This is a genomic window from Arenimonas maotaiensis (assembly GCF_014638745.1).
GTDB classification, from domain to species: domain Bacteria; phylum Pseudomonadota; class Gammaproteobacteria; order Xanthomonadales; family Xanthomonadaceae; genus Arenimonas; species Arenimonas maotaiensis.
The window spans coordinates 43477-62646 of record NZ_BMFO01000002.1; the positions used below are offsets into that span (position 1 = coordinate 43477).

22 protein-coding genes are annotated in these 19170 nt (G+C 66.2%); 8 read left to right on the plus strand and 14 right to left on the minus strand.

The window, feature by feature from the left end; all coding sequences use genetic code 11:
• Positions 1-3: 3 nt before the first annotated feature.
• The 11 genes from imm31 to putA form a co-directional block, all read right to left on the minus strand.
• On the minus strand, positions 4-288 hold the full coding sequence (gene imm31 / locus IEV56_RS04195) for an Imm31 family immunity protein (RefSeq protein WP_188448110.1): 285 nt from the start codon (positions 286-288) through the stop codon (positions 4-6).
• 49 nt (positions 289-337) lie between these two features.
• Positions 338-697: a YbaN family protein gene (locus IEV56_RS04200; RefSeq protein ID WP_188448112.1), complete on the minus strand. Its 360-nt coding sequence runs from the start codon at positions 695-697 to the stop codon at positions 338-340.
• Positions 698-709: 12 nt separating this feature from the next.
• On the minus strand, positions 710-1066 hold the full coding sequence (locus tag IEV56_RS04205) for a hypothetical protein (protein WP_229730177.1): 357 nt from the start codon (positions 1064-1066) through the stop codon (positions 710-712).
• Positions 1067-1099: 33 nt separating this feature from the next.
• A complete protein-coding gene (locus tag IEV56_RS04210; RefSeq protein WP_188448114.1) occupies positions 1100-1585 on the minus strand; it encodes a metal-dependent hydrolase in 486 nt (161 codons plus the stop codon).
• 21 nt (positions 1586-1606) lie between these two features.
• A complete protein-coding gene (locus tag IEV56_RS04215) occupies positions 1607-2005 on the minus strand; it encodes a hypothetical protein (RefSeq protein WP_188448116.1) in 399 nt (132 codons plus the stop codon).
• Between the two features lie 66 nt (positions 2006-2071).
• Positions 2072-2491 carry a hypothetical protein gene (locus IEV56_RS04220; protein ID WP_188448118.1) on the minus strand — a complete coding sequence of 140 codons (420 nt, stop codon included), beginning with the start codon at positions 2489-2491 and terminating at the stop codon, positions 2072-2074.
• Between the two features lie 118 nt (positions 2492-2609).
• Positions 2610-3044: a DUF1330 domain-containing protein gene (locus IEV56_RS04225; RefSeq protein ID WP_188448121.1), complete on the minus strand. Its 435-nt coding sequence runs from the start codon at positions 3042-3044 to the stop codon at positions 2610-2612.
• A 98-nt stretch (positions 3045-3142) separates the two neighbouring features.
• Positions 3143-3364, minus strand: a complete 222-nt coding sequence (locus tag IEV56_RS04230; RefSeq protein ID WP_188448123.1) for a hypothetical protein — start codon at positions 3362-3364, stop codon at positions 3143-3145.
• 226 nt (positions 3365-3590) lie between these two features.
• Entirely contained in the window at positions 3591-3956 is a 366-nt protein-coding gene (locus IEV56_RS04235) for a GNAT family N-acetyltransferase (RefSeq protein WP_188448125.1), read from the minus strand.
• Between the two features lie 119 nt (positions 3957-4075).
• On the minus strand, positions 4076-4396 hold the full coding sequence (locus tag IEV56_RS04240; protein WP_188448127.1) for a DUF1820 family protein: 321 nt from the start codon (positions 4394-4396) through the stop codon (positions 4076-4078).
• Between the two features lie 13 nt (positions 4397-4409).
• The gene (putA, locus tag IEV56_RS04245) at positions 4410-7586 is read right to left on the minus strand and encodes a bifunctional proline dehydrogenase/L-glutamate gamma-semialdehyde dehydrogenase PutA (protein WP_425488560.1); all 3177 of its coding nucleotides are present in this window, start codon (positions 7584-7586) and stop codon (positions 4410-4412) included.
• Positions 7587-7723: 137 nt separating this feature from the next.
• Between putA and coxB the strand changes: the two genes are divergently transcribed.
• The 4 genes from coxB to IEV56_RS04265 are packed head-to-tail and all read left to right on the plus strand — an operon-like array spanning position 7724 to position 11786.
• Complete coding sequence (gene coxB / locus IEV56_RS04250; protein WP_229730178.1) at positions 7724-8659, plus strand: cytochrome c oxidase subunit II; 936 nt, start codon at positions 7724-7726, stop codon at positions 8657-8659.
• A gap of 33 nt (positions 8660-8692) precedes the next feature.
• Positions 8693-10288 (plus strand): cytochrome c oxidase subunit I, encoded by a 1596-nt coding sequence (ctaD, locus tag IEV56_RS04255; RefSeq protein ID WP_188448131.1) that lies wholly within the window; start codon positions 8693-8695, stop codon positions 10286-10288.
• Positions 10289-10307: 19 nt separating this feature from the next.
• Positions 10308-10886 carry a cytochrome c oxidase assembly protein gene (locus tag IEV56_RS04260; protein ID WP_229730179.1) on the plus strand — a complete coding sequence of 193 codons (579 nt, stop codon included), beginning with the start codon at positions 10308-10310 and terminating at the stop codon, positions 10884-10886.
• A gap of 21 nt (positions 10887-10907) precedes the next feature.
• A complete protein-coding gene (locus tag IEV56_RS04265) occupies positions 10908-11786 on the plus strand; it encodes a cytochrome c oxidase subunit 3 (protein WP_188448133.1) in 879 nt (292 codons plus the stop codon).
• Positions 11787-11835: 49 nt separating this feature from the next.
• On the opposite strand, the gene IEV56_RS04270 is transcribed toward IEV56_RS04265, so the two are convergent.
• Positions 11836-12042 carry a twin transmembrane helix small protein gene (locus tag IEV56_RS04270; RefSeq protein WP_188448134.1) on the minus strand — a complete coding sequence of 69 codons (207 nt, stop codon included), beginning with the start codon at positions 12040-12042 and terminating at the stop codon, positions 11836-11838.
• 57 nt (positions 12043-12099) lie between these two features.
• Between IEV56_RS04270 and IEV56_RS04275 the strand changes: the two genes are divergently transcribed.
• From IEV56_RS04275 to cyoE, 4 genes are read left to right on the plus strand one after another with little or no spacing between them, the layout of a single operon-like run.
• Positions 12100-12807: an SURF1 family protein gene (locus tag IEV56_RS04275; RefSeq protein ID WP_188448136.1), complete on the plus strand. Its 708-nt coding sequence runs from the start codon at positions 12100-12102 to the stop codon at positions 12805-12807.
• Entirely contained in the window at positions 12800-13357 is a 558-nt protein-coding gene (locus IEV56_RS04280) for a hypothetical protein (protein ID WP_188448138.1), read from the plus strand. The genes IEV56_RS04275 and IEV56_RS04280 overlap by 8 nt, the downstream gene beginning before the upstream one ends.
• A gap of 4 nt (positions 13358-13361) precedes the next feature.
• A complete protein-coding gene (locus IEV56_RS04285) occupies positions 13362-14528 on the plus strand; it encodes a COX15/CtaA family protein (RefSeq protein WP_188448140.1) in 1167 nt (388 codons plus the stop codon).
• On the plus strand, positions 14525-15406 hold the full coding sequence (cyoE, locus tag IEV56_RS04290) for a heme o synthase (RefSeq protein WP_188448143.1): 882 nt from the start codon (positions 14525-14527) through the stop codon (positions 15404-15406). The genes IEV56_RS04285 and cyoE overlap by 4 nt, the downstream gene beginning before the upstream one ends.
• Before the next feature lie 63 nt (positions 15407-15469).
• Here the strand turns inward: cyoE and IEV56_RS04295 are convergent, their stop codons facing one another.
• On the minus strand, positions 15470-17404 hold the full coding sequence (locus IEV56_RS04295; RefSeq protein ID WP_188448145.1) for a S9 family peptidase: 1935 nt from the start codon (positions 17402-17404) through the stop codon (positions 15470-15472).
• Between the two features lie 47 nt (positions 17405-17451).
• Positions 17452-19158 (minus strand): DNA primase, encoded by a 1707-nt coding sequence (dnaG, locus tag IEV56_RS04300; RefSeq protein WP_188448147.1) that lies wholly within the window; start codon positions 19156-19158, stop codon positions 17452-17454.
• Between the last annotated feature and the right edge of the window lie 12 nt (positions 19159-19170).

Genomic DNA, 19170 nt, shown 5'->3' on the forward strand with positions numbered 1-19170 from the left:
GCATCAGTCCGCCGGCGTGCCGCGGCCGTTGCCGTCCACGCGCACGCGGATCGATCCGTCGCCGTAGAAATCGGCGCGCGTGCCGAACTCACCGGTGGCCTGCAGGTCGGCTTCGTCCACGCTCCAGCAGATGCCGTCGCGTTCGATCAGCACGGCGTAGCCGTAGCCGCCGTCTTCGTCTTCGGAGCGGCCGAGGATGGCACCGCGCTCGCCGTTGACCTCGGCCAGTTCCGGGTCGGCGGAAACCACGCGCACGTATTCGTAGAACTGGAATTTCGGTTCGGCCATGGCGGTGACGGAGGCGGCAGCGGAGGTGTCCAGTGTAACCGCAGCCGGCTCAGCGCGGCTCCGGCCGGGTCAGCAGGAATACCGCCACGCCGGCGAATAGCAGACCGATGCCGGCCAGCAGCCAGGGATTGTCCAGCCGGTGGTACATCACGACCGCGCTCACCGCCAGCATCGACACCGCGATGAGTTTGCTCCTGCGCGACACCGCCCGCTGGGTTTCCCAGTCGATCAGCAGCTTGCCGAAACGCGGATGGCCGTACAGCCAGGCATGCAGACGCTTAGAACCGCGGGCCGAGAACCAGGCCGCCAACAGCAGGAACGGCACCGTGGGCAGGCCCGGCAGCGCCACGCCGATGAATGCCAAGGCCAGGCAGACGTACGCCAGGACCAGCGCGAGATAACGCGGCATGGCCGCCGGACCTCAGCTGCCCCAGTCGGTGAAGATGCCGACGGCCAGTTCAGCCCAGACGTACAGGAAGCCCGCCGCCACCAGCAGGGCCGCCGGCAGGCGGTGCTTTTCCTTCACCTGCCGGGCGATCAACACGAACACACTGCCGGCGGTGAAGATCAGCCCGCCCATCACGATGAAGTCGGTGGCGTCCCAGTCCACCTCGGCGGTGAACTGCATGGCGACCAGCGGAATCAGCAACAGAACGCCGGTGGCGAGGGCCAGCCAGGCGAACACGCGGTTGTGCATCAGCAATTTGTTGGCGGCGGCGATCATGAGCGTGCCCTCGGCGGTGACGGAGTGCGCGGCGGTGGCCGCGGCTGGTTCCAATTTAAGCAGAAAACGCGGCGCATGTGCGGCCGGCTAGCCGCGTCGGCCGCGTTTGGCCCGGAGCGCGATCACCGCCAATCCGAGCAGCCCAGTCAGGGCGCATGCCAGATGCAGCCGGTCGATGCCCATGAGGTACAGCAAAGGGTTGTCGGTGCGAAACGGCCACCACGGCCGCATGTCGGCGTGCATGACCGCGTCCAAAAAAATGTGCGAAAAACTGCCGAGGAGCGCACCGGCGAAGGACGCCGTCCAGGTCAGCGGCGCATGCGGGATGTTCAGCCGCCGCAGGACCGCCCAGCTGACCGGTTTGCCGATGACGCCCGCCAGCATGCCGATGGCCAACGCGCCGGCAAGCGTGTGGCTCATGCCATGCAACACCGGTGTGTCCTGCAGAATGCCGAGCAACGGCTCGATGTCCATCAGCACCTGGGTGCCGCCGAACACCATGAAACTGACGTGTCGGCCGCCAAGCGCCTTAAGCGCCAGACCCGGGCCGAGATGGATGGGCGTGAACGGCATGGCGTCAGGCGCGCGATGAGCTCAAAGCGAGCGCGAACAGGCCATCGGCAGCGCGAAGACGCCGGCCTTGACCAGGGCGATGCCGTCGGCCGAGTCGAAGGCGATGACGACATCGCTGCGGTTTTCGTCCGCGCGCGACGGATCGGACCAGTCGACCTGCGCGGCGGAAATCAGCAGATGCGGCGGATTCCGGACCGCTTTGCCGGTACCGTCCCAACAGCCGGTGTAGGCGCAGACCGAGAAGCCGCCGTCCGCGTCGAAGCGCACGTCCAGCGGCGTGATGCCGTCCGTTTCCGCCGCGCATTCGCCGGCATGGCATTGCACCTCGACGGTGTTACGGCATTGCCAGCTTTCGGCGTGCAGTGGAGCGGAGGTCAGCATGAGCCATGCCGCGAATGAAGCCATCAGGGATTTGGTCATGCGCCTTGCACCATAGGCGGCGATTGCCGTGGACAGGCCCGATTTAAGCAGAAAACGGCGTGGCCGTCACTTGGCCGTGGTTTTGGCCTTGCGCAGCGAATACAGATTCACGCCCACGGCGACCAGCAGGGTGCCGATGGCGGCGAAGAGCAGGCCGATGGTGAACAGGAACCAGAGCGTACCGTTCCAGCCGGCGAAGTTGAGCGAGGCGTTGCGCGCCAGCGCGACGGATACCGGCAGCCAGAGGATCGAGGCCGCCAGCACGATAGCGGCGATGCGGCCCAATACCTTGCGTTGCTTGGCCAACAGATAGGCGGCGCCGGACAGGCCCAGGAACACGGCGGCGGCCAACACGTTGCCCAGCGGCAATCCGCCGGGAAGCAGGGAGCTCAGGTAATCCGCGCCGGACAGGATGGCGTAGATCGAGAACGCGGCAAGGAGCAGTAGCGCGGTGGCGTAAAGCGGAATTTTGCTAGGAGTTATCACGATTAATGTTCCATGCCTAACGCCGGAGTTAAGGGTGAAGGCGCAATTGGACAAGCGATGAAGGAATCAGGTGGCATAGTCACTCCGATTGCAATGACGCTTCCTCTTGAACGAGTGGTTAGGCTTCAGGCTCGACTAATGGAAGCAAGCGAGAGTCTTCTAATGCTGCAACCCTATGCCCAATGCCTGCCATGCATTCGGCATCAGAAGCGAATGCCATGAACGCGCCAAGGCTTGATTGACGGACCAGCATGGCGGCGTCCCATTTCTCATGCTCCGGCCCAATAAGGAAAGGCCCGCCCTTGCCAAAAAACATCACTTCACCGCCAGAAGCTTCCAGGAATGGCATCGTGTGAGCCATGTAGCGCTGGTACGCAGCTTCTCCCGAAATAGGATGATCCGGCGCAAGTTGAGGGGCAGCTGAGTAGTCGGCTATTTTCCGGAACTTGAGCAGGTTCAGCATGACAACGCTACCGGCGATGCCGCGAGTGAAAAGCTCTCGTCCCGATTCTTGCGTAGGCTCTAAATATGTTTTTTGCTCTTGCTTTTCCATAGAAATTCCACTGGCCTAACGACTGAATTAAGCGGCTGTCACCTCGAACCGCATCAGTTTAACCATGTTCCGGGTCGGCTGTCCGCTTGGACGAGTCGTTAGGTGTCACTAGCGGATTCTGTGTTGCCGCCTACCCACCCTGACTCGACTTCATCAGCTGCGGCGAGAATCTGGTTGGCAAAGGCCCTGGCTTGAGCTATGTCGAATTCAACATGACTCTCATGCGGCATGGCAACGACCTTGATGAAAACGAGGCCTTCTTCTTTGGAGCCGATGCAGTTAATCGTTTCGAGGTGTTGCTCTGGCGAACTACTGTTCATGTATGCCCTAGCTACTGGTAGACGGCTTAGTTGCCGGTTGAGGCCATTAGAAATCAGTTCGGCAGTTTATTCCACAAGAATAATTCTGGGGCGCCGTGTCGGCGGCAGATGGGCTTATTTGCTCCGTGGCGGCACCGGGAACGGTTCTCGCTGGCGGCGGCTGTCGCGGGCAAGTTCAGTTTAATCAAACTTTGGGGCGGCTGTCCGGTCGGGTGAGTTGTTGGGCTTATGGCGGTGAAATGACATAGGCATATATGTCGGAATCGGTCTGTATCGGCTTTGCGCCAATGGACTCATAGAGCCTGATCGCGCCACGGTTGGCTGCCCGGACCCCTTGGATCACGAACTCGCCACACCGCTTCTCGCGAGCCTTGGCGCGAAGCTCTTCGATCATGGCGGTTTCGTAGCCTCTCGACCGCTGCGAACGATCCATCTCGATCTTTTCAAGAACGAATTGGCGGCCTTCCTCAAACCAGCCATGAGCCCGGCCGCTTCGTTGGCCGCCCAGCCATGCCTCGATGACATAGTGCCGGCGTGGACCGTATTCTTCGTAACGCCAGTTGGCGTTGAGATGTAGCTGGCTCTGCGTCACGAATCCGGATCTCACCACAGGGGCCTAACTGCTGATAGGCGGTTTAGTTGCCGGTTAAGGCCATTGGAAAGCACTTCGGCAATTTAGCCGCAAGAAAAATTCTGGGGCGGGATGCGGGCTTACTTGCCCCGCGGCGGCACCGGGAACGGAGTGACCACCTTCTCGCCGGTGGCGGCATCGCGGATGGCCGATTGGCCTTTGTGCGCCACTTCTTCGATGCGGATGATGCTTTGCATGGGCAGGTGCAGGGCGGTGGTGTGCGCGAATTCGTCGCGCAGGCGCTCTTCGGTGGGGTCGATCACCAGGCCTTCGTTGATATCGAACACCAGGTCGCGGATTTCGGTGAAGCCCCACAACGCGCCGGATTCGACCCGGCGCGCGTAGAGCTCATACACCTTGCCGGCGTTGAAGAAGCTGACCTTGTACAGCGTCTTGGCCATCATTCCGGCAGCATCATTCCGCTAGGGTGAGCAGGCTGGCGTTGCCGCCGGCCGCCGTGGTGTTCACGGTGAGCGTGCGCTCGGACGCGAACTTCAGCAGGTAGTGCGGGCCGCCGGCCTTCGGGCCGGTGCCGCTCAGGCCTTCGCCGCCGAACGGCTGAACGCCCACCACCGCGCCGATTTGGTTGCGGTTGACGTAGCAGTTGCCCACGCGCACGGTGCGCGCGATCTTGTTCACGGTCTCGTCGATGCGCGAGTGGATGCCGAGCGTCAGGCCGTAGCCGGTGGCGTTGATCTGCGCCAGGATGTCGTCGAGCTTGTCGGCGTCGTAGCGGATCACGTGCAGCACCGGGCCGAACACCTCGCGGGTCAGCTGCGAGAGCGAGTCCAGCTCGAACGCGTGCGGCGCCACGAAGCTGCCGTTGGCGCAGGTGTCGGGCAGCGCCACGGCCTTGATCAGGCGGGCCTCTTTCTTCATGCGCTCGATGTGCGCCAGCAGGCCGGCCTTGGCGTCTTCGTCGATCACCGGGCCGACGTCGGTGCTGAGCAGGCCGGGGTCGCCCACGCGCAGCTCGTCCATCTTGCCGGCCAGCAGTTCCAGCACGCGGTCGGCGATGTCGCGTTGCACGAACAGCACGCGCGCGGCCGAGCAGCGTTGGCCGGCCGAGTCGAAGGCGCCGACCACGGCGTCGTTCACCAACTGCTCCGGCAGCGCCGAGGAATCGGCGATCAGCGCGTTCTGGCCGCCGGTCTCGGCGATCAGGGTGGCCAGCGGCGCGTTGCGCGCGGCCAGGGCGCGGTTGATGGCCCAAGCGGTTTCGGTCGAACCGGTGAACACCACGCCGGTCACGCGCGGATCGCGGGTCAGCGCCGCGCCCACGGTGGCGCCGTCGCCGGGCAGGAACTGCAGCACCTCGGCCGGCACGCCGGCTTCATGCAGGATCTGCACCGCCAGATGCGCGGTCAGCGTGGTCTGTTCGGCCGGTTTGGCGATCACCGTGTTGCCGGCGGCCAACCCGGCGGCGATCTGGCCCAGGAAGATGGCCAGCGGGAAGTTCCAGGGGCTGATGCACACGAACACGCCGCGGCCGTGCAGCTGCAGCTCGTTCGATTCGCCGGTCGGGCCGGGCAGTTTCTCGGGCGCGCCGAACAGCGTGCGCGATTGCGCCGCGTAGTAGCGGGCGAAGTCGACCGCCTCGCGCACTTCCGCCACCGAGGCCGACAGCGACTTGCCGGCTTCCTTCACGCACAGCGCGATGATCTCCGGCATGCGCTGCTCCATCAGGTCGGCGGCGTGCTCCAGGATCTTGGCGCGGGCGGCGGCCGGGGTGTGGTCCCAGCCGGGGAAGGCGGCGTGCGCGGTGTCCAGCGCGGTCGACACCTGCGCGGCGTCGGCGGCCTGCCAGCGGCCCACCACCTGCCGGCGGTCGGCCGGATTGGTGACTTCGGTGAAGCCGGCGCCGGATTGTGTGCCCGGCACCAGCGGCGCGGCCTGCCAGGGTTTCAGCGCGGCGGCGATGTCGGCCGCCAGGCGGCTCAGGGTTTCGTCGTTGGAGAGCAGGACGCCCATGGAGTTTTTCCTTTCGTCGCCGAAGATGGCGTTCGGAGTGGGGATGTGCGGATGCGGTTTGACCGCGTTGCCGGCCACGGTGGCGACCGGATCGGCCACCAGTTCGGCCGGCGGCAGGCTGGCGTCGGTGATGCGGTTGACGAAGCTGGAGTTGGCGCCGTTTTCCAGCAGGCGGCGCACCAGATACGGCAGCAGGTCTTCGTGCGAACCGACCGGCGCGTACACGCGGCACGGCACGGCCAGCTTATCGGCGCCGATCACTTCCGCGTACAGGTGCTCGCCCATGCCGTGCAGACGCTGGAATTCGAAATCGCGGCCCTCGGCCATGCGGTGGATGGCGGCGATGGTCTGCGCGTTGTGGGTGGCGAACATCGGATACAGCGCGTCGTGCGCGGCGAACATGCGGCGCGCGCAGGCCAGATAGCTCAGGTCGGTGTTGGCCTTGCGGGTGAACACCGGATAGCCGGCCAAGCCATCGACCTGCGCCTTCTTGATTTCGGAATCCCAATAGGCGCCCTTCACCAGGCGCACCGGCATGCGCCGGCCGGCCTTGCGGGCGGCGTCCACCAGGTAATCGATGACGAACGGCGCGCGCTTCTGGTAGGCCTGCACGGCCAGACCGTAGCCGTTCCAGCCGTCCAGCGACGGATCGGAGAACGCGCCGACGATCACGTCCAGCGACAGCTCCAGACGCTCGGATTCCTCGGCGTCGATGGTGAAGCCGATGCCCTGGGCCTTGGCCAGCTGCGCCAGTTCCAGCACCGCCGGGGTCAGTTCGGCCAACACGCGCGCGCGCTGGTTGAATTCGTAGCGCGGATGCAGGGCCGAGAGCTTGACCGAGATCGAGGGCGCGGCGAACACGTCGGGGTAGGGGCCGCCGGCGCCGATGGCGCGGATCGCGTCGCGGTAAGCCTGCAGGTAGCGTGCGGCGTCCTTGCGGGTCAGCGCGCCTTCGCCGAGCATGTCGAAGCTGTAGCGGTAGGCGGCGTTGTCGCCGCTGACCGAGCGCTTCAGCGCCTCGTCGATGCTGCGGCCCATCACGAACTGGTGGCCCATGATGCGCATGGCCTGGCGTACCGCCAGACGGATGGCCGGTTCGCCCATGCGCCCGACCAGGCGCTTGAACGAGCCCATGGCGTTGCGCTGGGTCTCGCCGGCCAGGTTCACCAGCCGGCCGGTCAGCATCAGGCCCCAGGTCGAGGCGTTCACCAATAAAGAGGTGGATTGGCCGAGGTGGGCGTCCCAGTCGGCGTCGCCGAGTTTGTCGCGGATCAGTTTGTCGGCGGTGGCCTGGTCGGGGATGCGCAGCAGGGCCTCGGCCACGCACATCAGCAGTACGCCTTCCTCCGAGCTCAGGTCGTATTCGCGCATGAAGGCCTCGACCATCGCCGGATCGGCGGCGCGCAGGCGGGTGCGTTCCACCAAGGCCACGGCCTGAGTCTGCACGGCCGCGGCATCGGCCGGACCGATGGCGGCCTGGGCCAGCAGTTCATTGACGTGTTCGGTCTCGTCGCGCAGGTACGCGGCGGTGATGCGCTGCATCAATTCCGGCCGTCGGGCCGGCAGTTCGGGAGCGATGATCGGGTCCACGGCGGGGTCCGGAAAGCGGAAGACTGCCAATTTTAGGGGGCTTTTCGGCAAAGCGTAACCCCTTGGACCGTGAAATCGGCGACAATGGCAGGCCTTGCCCAAGCCCGCGCTTGGGCGTTAAAATTGCGTGTTGAGTAAAACTGAGGCCGGATATGAAATTTCCTCGCATGACCCAAGTCGCCGTGGCCCTCGCCGGTCTGTCGGCTTCCCTGCTGGCGTTCGCGCAGGCCGAACCGACCGAACCGGTCCGTTGGCAGCTGAACATGACCCCGGGCGTCACCCAGACCGCCGCTAACGCCTACAGCGCGCACATGATGATGCTGTGGATCTGCGTGGTGATCGGCGTGGTGGTGTTCGGCGCCATGGCCTATGCCCTGCTCAAGTTCCGCAAGTCCAAGGGCGCGGTGCCGGACACCAGCCTGACCCACAGCACCAAGCTGGAGCTGATCTGGACCGTGATTCCGGTGCTGATCCTGCTGGTCTCGGCCTGGCCGGCGACCGAAAAGGTGATCGCCCAGTACGGTGCCGACCACAACGCCGAGAAGGACGAAATGGTCGTCAAGATCACCGGCTACCAGTGGATGTGGCGCTATGAATACGTCGGCGAAGGCGTCGATTTCATCTCCCGCCTCGACCGCAAGTCCGACGACCTGCGCCAGGACAAGGCCACGGCCCAGACCGACATCCACGGCCACACCACCTATCTGCGCGACGTCGACAAGCCGCTGGTCATCCCGGCCGACACCCGCATCCGCTTCGTGATCACCGCCGACGACGTCATCCACAGCTGGTGGGTTCCGGCCCTGGGCTGGAAACAGGACGCCATCCCCGGCATCATCAATGACGCTTGGACCAAGGTCGACAAGCCCGGCACTTACCGCGGCGTCTGCGCCGAGCTGTGCGGCAAGGACCACGGCTTCATGCCGATCGTGGTGAAGGTGCTGCCGAAGGCCGAATACGCCGCCTGGTTGGCCGCCCAGAAGCCGGCCGCACCGGCACCGGCCGAGGCCGCTCCGGCCGCCGAAGCCGCGCCGGCCGATGCCGCCAGCGCCCCGGCCACCGCCGAAGCCGCTACCGCCCCCGCCGCGGCTCCTGCCGTCTAACGCAATCCCGAAATTCAAGAAACGAGGCAAGTCATGGCCGATCATAAGCAAGGTTTCATCGAGCGGTGGTTCTACTCCACCAACCACAAGGACATCGGTACCCTGTACCTGCTGTTCGCCCTGGTGATGTTCTTCATCGGCGGCGCCATGGCGATGGTGATCCGCGCCGAGCTGTTCCAGCCCGGCCTGCAGCTGGTGAGCCCCGAGTTCTTCAACCAGATGACCACCACGCATGCGCTGGTGATGATCTTCGGCGCGGTCATGCCGGCCTTCGTCGGCCTGGCCAACTGGATGATCCCGCTGCAGATCGGCGCGCCGGACATGGCGCTGCCGCGCATGAACAACTGGTCGTTCTGGATCATGCCGTTCGCCTTCACCCTGCTGCTGCTGCCGCTGATCCTGCAGGGCTTCGGCATCGGTTCCGGCGGCCCGGCCGGCGGTTGGACCCTGTATCCGCCGCTGTCGCTGCAGTCCGGCACCAACATCTCGTTCACCATCTTCGCCATCCACCTGATGGGCGTCAGCTCGATCATGGGCGCGATCAACATCATCGCCACCGTGCTCAACATGCGCGCCCCGGGCATGGATCTGCTGAAGATGCCGATCTTCGTCTGGACCTGGCTGATCACCGCCTTCCTGCTGATCGCGGTGATGCCGGTGCTGGCCGGTTCGGTCACCATGCTGCTGACCGACAAGTTCTTCGGCACCAGCTTCTTCAACGCCGCCGGCGGCGGCGATCCGGTCATGTACCAGCACATCTTCTGGTTCTTCGGCCACCCCGAGGTCTACATCATGATCCTGCCGGCGTTCGGCATCGTGTCGGAGATCATCCCGACCTTCGCCCGCAAGCCGCTGTTCGGCTACCAGGCCATGGTGTACGCCACCGCCTCGATCGCGTTCCTGTCGTTCATCGTCTGGGCGCACCACATGTTCACCGTCGGCATGCCGCTGGGCGGCGAGCTGTACTTCATGTACGCCACCATGCTGATCGCCATCCCGACCGGCGTGAAGGTGTTCAACTGGGTCACCACCCTGTGGCGCGGTTCGATCAGCTTCGAGACCCCGATGCTGTTCGCCCTGGGCTTCGTGGTGATGTTCACCATCGGCGGCTTCTCCGGCCTGATGCTGGCCATCGTGCCGGCCGACTTCCAGTACCACGACACCTACTTCGTGGTCGCCCACTTCCACTACGTGCTGGTCACCGGCGCGGTGTTCGCGATCATGGCCGGCGCCTACTACTGGCTGCCGAAATGGACCGGCCACATGTACAGCGAGACCCTGGGCAAGTGGCACTTCTGGCTGTCCACCATCTTCGTCAACGTGTTGTTCTTCCCGCAGCACTTCCTGGGCCTGGCCGGCATGCAGCGCCGCGTCCCGGACTACAACCCGGCCTTCGCCGACTTCAACATGTGGTCGTCCATCGGCGGTTTCGGCTTCGGCCTGAGCCAGCTGCTGTTCGCCTACATCGTGTGGAAGTCGGTGCGCGGCGGCGCCAAAGCCGAAGCGCGCAGTTGGGAAGGCGCCAAGGGCCTGGAGTGGACCGTGCCGAGCCCGGCCCCGCACCACACCTTCGAGAAGCCGCCGGTCATCAAGGACGGCGACCTGGCCCACGGCGACGTGAGCCATTGACGGAAGGGATGGCGGCGTCGTGAGCGGACAGCACACCCAGCGCGGTACGCGCAAGATGATCTGGCTGGCGGTGGCCGCGTTCGGCTTCGCCTTCGCGATGGTGCCGATGTACAACATCGCCTGCGAGAAGATCTTCGGCGTGAAGCTGGACAACACCGCCACCGCCGCGCCCGTGAAGGGCGCCGCGGTCGACGAGCGGCGCACGGTGCAGGTCTATTTCGACGGCACCGTGAACTCCAAGCTGCCCTGGCGCTTCACGCCCGACCAGATGCGCATGACCGTCACGCCCGGCAAGGTCTACGAGGCCTCGTACACCGCGGTCAACACCGCGCCGTACGCCAACGTCGGCAACGCCACGCCGTCGGTGGCGCCGAACCAGTTCTCGGCCTTCTTCAACAAGACCGAGTGCTTCTGCTTCACCGAGCAGGCGCTGCAGCCCGGCGAGTCCAAGCGCATGCCGGTGCGTTTCATCGTCAGCGCCGACCTCCCGAAGGAGGTCAGCACCCTGACCCTGTCGTACACCTTCTTCATCAATGACGCCGCCACCGCGAAACTGAGCGCGGGCGCGGCACCCGGCACCGCCTTGGCGGCGCCTTAACCCAGCACTCCGGGGATAACCATGGCCACTACCCAGAACCACGACGCCGACATCTACTTCGTTCCGCACCACAGCCGCTGGCCGTTCTTCGGCTCCATCGCCCTGTTCATCATGATGATCGGCGTGGCCAACTGGTTCAACGGCGTGTCCTGGGGCCAGGGCCTGTTCTTCGTCGGCCTGCTGGCCGTGCTGCTGGTGCTGGGCTCCTGGTTCGGCGACGTCATCTCCGAGTCGCTGCAGGGCAAGTACAACGACCAGGTCGACACCTCCTTCCGCATGGGCATGATGTGGTTCATCTTCTCGGAAGTGATGTTCTTCGCCGCCTTCTTCGGCGCCCTGTTCTACGCCCGTCAATTCGTGCTGCCGTGGCTCTCGGGCGAGGGCGACGGCGCGCTGACCAACCAATACCTGTGGCAGGGCTTCGTGGCCGGCTGGCCGACCAACGGCCCGACCGCCATCGGCGGCGCCTTCGAGACCATCCCGGCCTGGGGCCTGCCGCTGATCAACACCTTGATCCTGCTGACCTCCGGCGTCACCATCACCCTGGCGCACCACGCGCTGAAGGCCAACGAACGCAAGCCGCTGCTGTGGTGGCTGGGCGCCACCGTGCTGCTGGGCGTGGTGTTCCTGGTGCTGCAGGCCGAGGAATACATCCACGCCTACCAGGAGCTGAACCTGACCCTGGGTTCGGGCATCTACGGTTCCACCTTCTTCATGCTGACCGGTTTCCACGGCATGCACGTGCTGCTCGGCACCATCATGCTGGCGGTGATGTGGCTGCGCTGCGCCAAGGGCCACTTCAGCAAGGACCACCACTTCGCGTTCGAGGCGGTGGCCTGGTACTGGCACTTCGTCGACGTGGTCTGGCTGCTGCTGTTCCTGTTCGTCTACGTGCTGTAACGAAAAAGGCCGGCGCAAGCCGGCCTTTCCGCTTCGGGGCGCGCCGGCTTCAGCCGTGCACGCCGTGCGGTTTGATCACGCCGGTGAAGATGCCGGCCACCACCAGCAGGATCAGCAGCACCGACAGGCCGATGCGCCAGGACAGCGATTTCACCGTGCGGTCGCTTTTGCCCTTGTCGACCATCATGTAGTACAGGCCGGCGCCCAGGTTCCAGATGATCACGAGGATGAAGGCGATGATGAGCAGCTTTTGCATGGGGTTCACCGGATGCGGGGTAATGTCGCCATTATCGGCGAAATGCGGAGTGCCCGGGTGAAAACGCGCTTAATCGCGGTGCTGCTGGCCTTGGCCGTGGAGCTGTTGCTGCTGCGGCTCGGCCTCTGGCAGCTGCAGCGCGGCCGCGAAAAGGAAGCGCAGCTGCAGGCGGTGGCGACGGCATTGGCCGAGAAGCGCGCCGTGCCGCTGGCCGACGCCTTGGCGCGCCCCGAGGCATACCAATGGACCGCTGCCGAGCTGCGCTTCCTGCCCGAGCCGTTGTTGCTGCTGGACAACCAGCGCCGCGGCGAGCGGGTCGGGGTCTCGGTGTTCCAGCAGGCCGTCGCCGGCGACGGTACGGCACTGCTGGTGGATCTGGGCTGGCTACCGGTGTCCGGCGACCGGCAATTGCCGAAGCCGGCTGCGCTGTCCGGCACCCATCGCGTGCAGGGGCTGCTGTTGCCGCCGCCTTCGGCCGGTTTGGCCATGGGCCCGGCCTATAGCGTGCAGGCCGACGGCAGCTGGCTGCTGACCCGCATCGACCGCGAGGCGCTGCAGGCCGGTCTCAAGCATGGACTGGCCGCGCGGGTGCTGCGCCCGGATCCGGCGGAGCGCATCGGCTTCGCCCGCGATCTGCAGGTGCAGGCCAACACCCTGCCGCCGGAGAAACACCGCGGCTACGCCCTGCAGTGGTTCGGATTGGCCGCGGCGTTCGCGGTGTTGTGCATCGGTTTCTGGAGAAGGAAGGAAAATGCAGGTGGATGAATCCAAAAAGCGGCAGTGGCGTTCGCGTCTGGTGCTGCTGTTGATCGTGGCCATGTTCTTCGGTTCGTTCGGCATCGCGGCGTTGCTGCGCTTCGCCGGCTGGGAGCCGGAAAAGCACAAGAACTTCGGCGAGCTGCTGCAGCCGCCGCTGGATTTCAGCGCGCAGCGCTTCCCGCGCGCCGACGGCACGCCGTACGACTGGCGTCCGGAGGAAAACGGCTGGCGCCTGGTGTTCGTGTCGGACAGGCCCTGCGCCGCCGCCTGCGCCGCGCAATACGACGTGTTGCACCGGGTCTGGCTGAGCCAGGGCCGGCACGCCACCCGCATCTACGTGCTGTGGTTCGCCGAACTGCCGGCGGGCGCGCAACCGTTCGAGGGCCTGGTGCCGATGCGGCCGGCGCCGGCCCTGACCGCCGCCCTGCGCGACATCGACGCCGCGGCCGGGCATCCGGCCTACATCATCGACTCCGGCGGTTATGTGGTCATGCGCTATCCGCCCGGCTTCGATCCCTCGGGTTTGCGTAAAGACCTGGCAAAACTCGTAAAATAGCCCGATGAACGCCCATAAGCATTTCCACCGCATCGCCTGGGCCGCCGTTCTGCTGGCCCTGGTGGTCATCGTGTTCGGCGGCTTCGTGCGCCTGTCCAACGCCGGCCTGAGCTGTCCGGATTGGCCGACCTGCTACGGCAAGGCCGCTTGGCCGGTCAAGGAGCACGAGGTGGCCGCCGCCAATGCCGTGTTCGAGCGCGCGGTCGAGGTGCACAAGGCCTGGCGCGAGCAGTTCCACCGCCACATCGCGGCCGGCCTGGGGCTGCTGGTGTTCGTGTTGGCCCTGCTGGCCGCGCGCCGCCGCCGTTTCGGCCTGGCCAGCGTGGCCGGTGCGGCCGCCTTGGTGGCCTTGTCGATTCCGGCCTACATGGGCGTGCCCGGCCTGATGGCGGGTGACCACATGCTCTCGCTGGCGTTGTTCCTGGCCGCCGAGCTGATCCTGCTGACCCAGGCCCTGCGCTGGTCGAACGAGGACGGCGCGCGCCTGTCGACCCTGCTGCTGGCGGTAATCGTATTCCAGGCCGTGCTCGGCATGTGGACCGTGATCTGGCTGGTCAAGCCGGTGATCGTGATGGCGCATCTGCTGGGCGGCCTGACCACCTTCTCGCTGTTGACCTGGCTGGCCTGGCGCAGCACCCCGAACAGCGCGCTGCTGAACGGCGACGCCGGCCTGCTGAAGCGCCTGCTGTGGCTCGGCCTGGCTTTGTTGGTGGTGCAGATCGCGCTCGGCGGTTGGACCAGCGCCAACTACGCGGCGTTGGCCTGCGGCACCGATTTCCCGACCTGCAACGGCCAGTGGCTGCCGCCGCATGATTTCCGCGAAGGCTTCGTGCTTTGGCGCGGTATCGGCGTCGACTATGAAGGCGGCGTGCTCGACGGCCCGTCGCGCGTCGCCATCCAGCTGGCGCACCGCGGCATGGCGGTGGTGGTCGCGCCCTACCTGCTGGCGCTGGCGGTCAAGCTGATCCGCACGCCCGGTCTGGTGTATTGGGGCAGCTTGCTGCTGCTGCTGTTGGCCGCGCAGGTCGCGCTCGGCATCAGCAACGTGCATTTCGGCCTGCCGCTGTGGGTGGCGGTGGCGCACAACGCCGGCGCCGCGCTGCTGCTGTTCGTGCTGGTCGGCTTGCTGGCGCGTCTGCGCGCGCCCGAGCCGGGACCGGTCATCGAATGATTCCGGTCGGTCAATATCTGGAGCTGACCAAGCCGCGCGTGGTCGCGCTGCTGGTGTTCACCGCGGTGATCGGCATGTTCCTGGCCGTGCCCGGCCTGCCGCCCTGGCGGCCGGCGCTGTTCGGCGCGCTCGGCATCTGGTTGGCGGCGTCCAGCGCCGCGGCCATCAACCATCTGCTCGACCGGCGCATCGACGCCGTGATGGCGCGCACCGCGCACCGGCCGTTGCCGACCGGCGGCCTGACCACGACCCAGGTGCTGGTGTTCGCGCTGGCGCTCGGCGCGCTGTCGATGGCGTTGCTGGTCTGGCAGGTCAACGTGCTGACCGCTTGGCTGACCTTCGCCTCGTTGATCGGCTACGCGGTGGTGTACACCGGCTTTTTGAAGCGCGCCACGCCGCAGAACATCGTGATCGGCGGCGCCGCCGGCGCCGCGCCGCCGGTGCTGGGCTGGGCTGCGATCAGCGGCACGGTCGATCCGCACGCGCTGCTGCTGTTCCTGATAATCTTCATCTGGACCCCGCCGCATTTCTGGGCGCTGGCCATCTTCCGCCGCGACGACTACGCGCGCGCGCTGATTCCGATGCTGCCGGTGATCTACGGCGTGACCTACACGCGCTGGCAGATCCTGTTCTACACCATCCTGCTGCTGGTGGTCTCGCTGCTGCCCTGGATCACCGGCATGACCGGCCTGTTCTATCTGGGCGGCGCGCTGGTGCTCGGCGGCGTGTTCCTGTATTACGCCATCCGGTTGATGGATCCGCCCGACGAGCTGTTCGCGATGGAAGTGTTCAAGTATTCGATCTGGTACCTGATGGCGCTGTTCGCCTTCCTGCTGCTCGACCACTGGTTGATGCCGCCGACCTTCACCGTCGCCTGATCGGCGGCGGCGCAGAAAAAACCCCGCATGTGCGGGGTTTTTTCATGGCCTCATCCTGCCGGCTCAGGGCCCGAGCAGGTACTTGCGCCAGAACAGCATCTCGGCCGCGCCGTAGTAGTCGCTGTTGGGCTTCTTGCGGAAGCCGTGGCCTTCGTCCTTGAACATCAGGAACCAGACGTCGCCGCCGTTGCCGCGCACCGCCTTCACCATCTGCTCGGCCTCGGTGTAGGGCACGCGCGGGTCGTTGAAGCCCTGCGCCACGAACAGCGGCTTGGTGATCGCGCGCGCGTTGTTCAGCGGCGCGATGCGCTCGTGGAAGGCGCGCATGCGCGGCTCGCGTTCGTCGCCGTATTCGGCGCGGCGCAGGTCGCGGCGGTAGCTCTCGGTGTTGGTCAGGAAGGTGCTGAAGTGCGAGATGCCGACCACGTCGACGCCGGCGCGGATGCGGTCGTTGTAGTCGACCATGCTGGCCAGCACCATGTAGCCGCCGTAGCTGCCGCCGACCACGCCGACCCGGTCCTTGTCCAGGCCGGGCTGCGCCGCGATCCAGTCCAGCAGCGCGCCGATGTCCTTGACCGAATCCTTGCGCTTGAAGCCGTTGTCCAGCTGCAGGTAGGTCTTGCCGTAGCCGCTGGAGCCGCGCACGTTCGGCACCAGCACGGCCACGCCCAGTTCGCGCAGCTGGTACTGGATGGTCGGGCTGAAGCTCGGCTGCGCCTGGCCTTCCGGGCCGCCGTGGATATTGATCAGCACCGGCACCTTGCGGTCCGGCGCCACGCCCGGCGGACGGTAGTAGAAGGCCGGGATGCTGCGGCCGTCGAAGCTCTTGAAGCGCACCAGGGTCGGCGTCACGAACTGCGAGGAATCCAGGCCGCCGACTTCGCTGCGGGTCCAACGCGTCAGCGCGGCGCCGGCGAGGTCGATCACGTACACGTCGCTGGGCGAGGTCGCGGTGTTGATGCTGAGCGCGATGCGCGCGCCGTCCGGCGAGAACTGCAGGCCGCCGCTGACGCCGACCGGCAGTTCCGGCAGGGGCAGCGGTTTGCCGGTCGCGGTGTCGAGCACGCGCAGGCGCGAGATGCCGTCCTCGTTGCTCAGGAACGCGAGCTTGCCGCCGTCCGCGCTCTGCGCGAAGGCGCTGACGTCCCACGGGATGTCCTTGCTGAGCACACGGGTCTTGCCGGTGGCCGGGTCATGATGGCGCAACTGTAGGAATTCCGATTTCTCGTCCGACACGAAATACACGCCCTTGCCGTTACGCGCGTATTCGAAACCGCCGAACGCGGCGGTGCCGCCCTCGACCGGGAACAGCGTCAGCTTGCCGGTGGCGACGTCGACCTCGCCCGGCCGCGAATCGTTGATTGAGCGGTATTCGCTGACCAGCAGGGTCTTGCCGTCCGGCGCGAAGTCGAGCGCGCTCCAGCTGCCACCGGCGGCCAGCAACAGGCGGGTCTCGCCGCTGCGCATGTCGCGCAGCCAGATGTCGCGGTCCTTGCCGTTGCGCGCGGTGCTGCCGTAGGCCATCAGCGTGCCGTCGTCGCTGATCACGGTGCCGCCGTTCTGGCTGCGCTTGCCATCGGTCAGCAGCACATTCTCGCGGCTGGCCAGATCGAACCAGTACAGCTGGCTGAACTCGTCGCCGCCCTTGTCCTTGGCGTACACGAAGCCGGGCCGCGCGGCCTTGGCCGGCGCCGGGGTGATGCCGGCCACCGGTTCCTTGTGGAAGGTCAGCTGTTCGCGCGTGCCCAGCGGCTGGCAGACGCGGTGCGCCTGCGCGGTGTCGGCGAAACGGGTGCTGACCAGCAGGCAGCCGTCACCGGTCCAGCCGGCGAAGCCGGCGCCGCGGGTGTTCTGGTAGCGGTTCAGGCTGTCGATCAGTTCGGCCGGAATCTCCGGCAGGTTCTCGCTGACGCGATTGCCGGACTCGATGCGTTCCGGCGTCGCGGCCTGGCTCAGGCCGGCGGCGAACAGGGTGAAGACGAACAGTGGGGTCCGCATGCGGGGTTCCTCGGGTGGTCGGAAACCCAAGCATAGCGCAAAGCGAATCAAGCCGGCTTCAGCAGTTCCCGCAGCTCTTCGGTTTCCTGCATGCTCAGCCCGCTTTGCGCCATGCGCTGGCGCAGTTCGGCCAAGCGCTGCTGGCGCGCCTGCCGGTTGAGCTGGCCGATGGCGTCCTCGAACTCGCGTGCCCAGATCTCTGCGTCGCCCGGCAGCTCGGCCATGGCCAGCTTCTGCAGCGCGCCGTGGTCCGGGTCGCCGTCGAAAACCTCCAGCAGGCCGGCGGCCAGGATGTCCGGCCGGTCGTGGATGACATCCAGCAGACGCACCAGCAACGGGATACCCGGCAATTCCAGCGTGGCGAACGGGTAGGGCGGCGACACCGACAGCGCCAGCTTCGGCTGCAACAGCAGCAGGGTCACGGTGGCGCGCACCAGGCTGCGCTTGGGCGCCAGCGGCGCGCTCCTCGGCGCGGCCGGGCGTTCGGCGGCGGCCGGCGTCTGGCTGACGCCGGTCATCGCGGTCAGCCGTTCGCGCATCAGGTCGCGGAAGGCGCCGTCCGGCATCTTCTCCAGATACGGCTTCACCTTTTCGGCCAGGCGCGCCTTGCCTTCCAACGTAGCGATGCGGACGTCCTTGCCGAGTTCCTCGAAGAAGTAGTCGGACAGCGTCATCGCGTCCTGCAGGCGCGCTTCGAAACCGGCCGCGCCCTCGCTTTTCACGATGGTGTCCGGGTCCTCGCCCTCGGGCAGGAACAGGAAGAAGGCCTGGCGGCCGTCGCGCATGCGCGGCACGATCGACTCGACCGCCTTCCAGGCCGCGGCGCGGCCGGCCTTGTCGCCATCGAAGCAGAAGATCACGTCGGCGCTGTTACGGAACAGCAGCTCGGCGTGGTCGGGCGTGGTGGCGGTGCCGAGCGTGGCCACCGCCTCGCGGATGCCGTGCTGGAACAGGCTGACCACGTCCATGTAGCCCTCGACCACGATCAGCCGCGGAATGCGGCTGTGCGCCTGCTTCACCTGCCACAGGCCGTACAGTTCGCGGCCCTTGTGGAACAGCGGGGTTTCCGGCGAGTTCAGGTATTTCGGGCCGTCGTCCTTCTCCAGTACGCGGCCGCCGAAGGCGATGATGCGGCCGCGGCGGTCGTGGATCGGGAACATCACGCGGCCGCGGAACTTGTCGTAGACGCGGCCGTTCTCGGACTTCGACAGCATGCCGGTCTTGTCGAGCAACGCGCGCCGGCGTTCGTCGGTGCCGAGCGCGTCGATCAGGCCGTTGAAGCCCTCCGGCGCGTAGCCGATGCCGAAGCGTTCGATCGAGCCGGCGTCGATGCCGCGCTTGGCCAGATACTCGCGGGCCTTGTTCGACGCCGCCAGCTGCTTGCGGAAGAACTGGCCGCTGGCCTCCAGCGCCGCGTACAGGTCGCGGAAGCCTTCCTCGTCCTTGCCGTGGCGCGCGTCTTTCGGGATTTCGACGCCGGCGCGCTTGGCCAGGTCCTCGACCGCGTCCATGAAGCCCAGGCGGTCGTAGTTCATCAGGAAGCTGATGGCGGTGCCCTTGGCGCCGCAGCCGAAGCAGTAGTAGAACTGCTTGCTGGGCGAAACGGTGAACGAGGGCGAGCGTTCGTCGTGGAACGGGCAACGCGCGGAGTAGTCCTTGCCCTGCTTCTTCAGCGGCACGCGCGCGCCGATGATCTCGACCAGGTCGACGCGCGACAGCAGGTTGTCGATGAAGGAGTCCGGGAGTTTCGCCATCGGATTAGGATG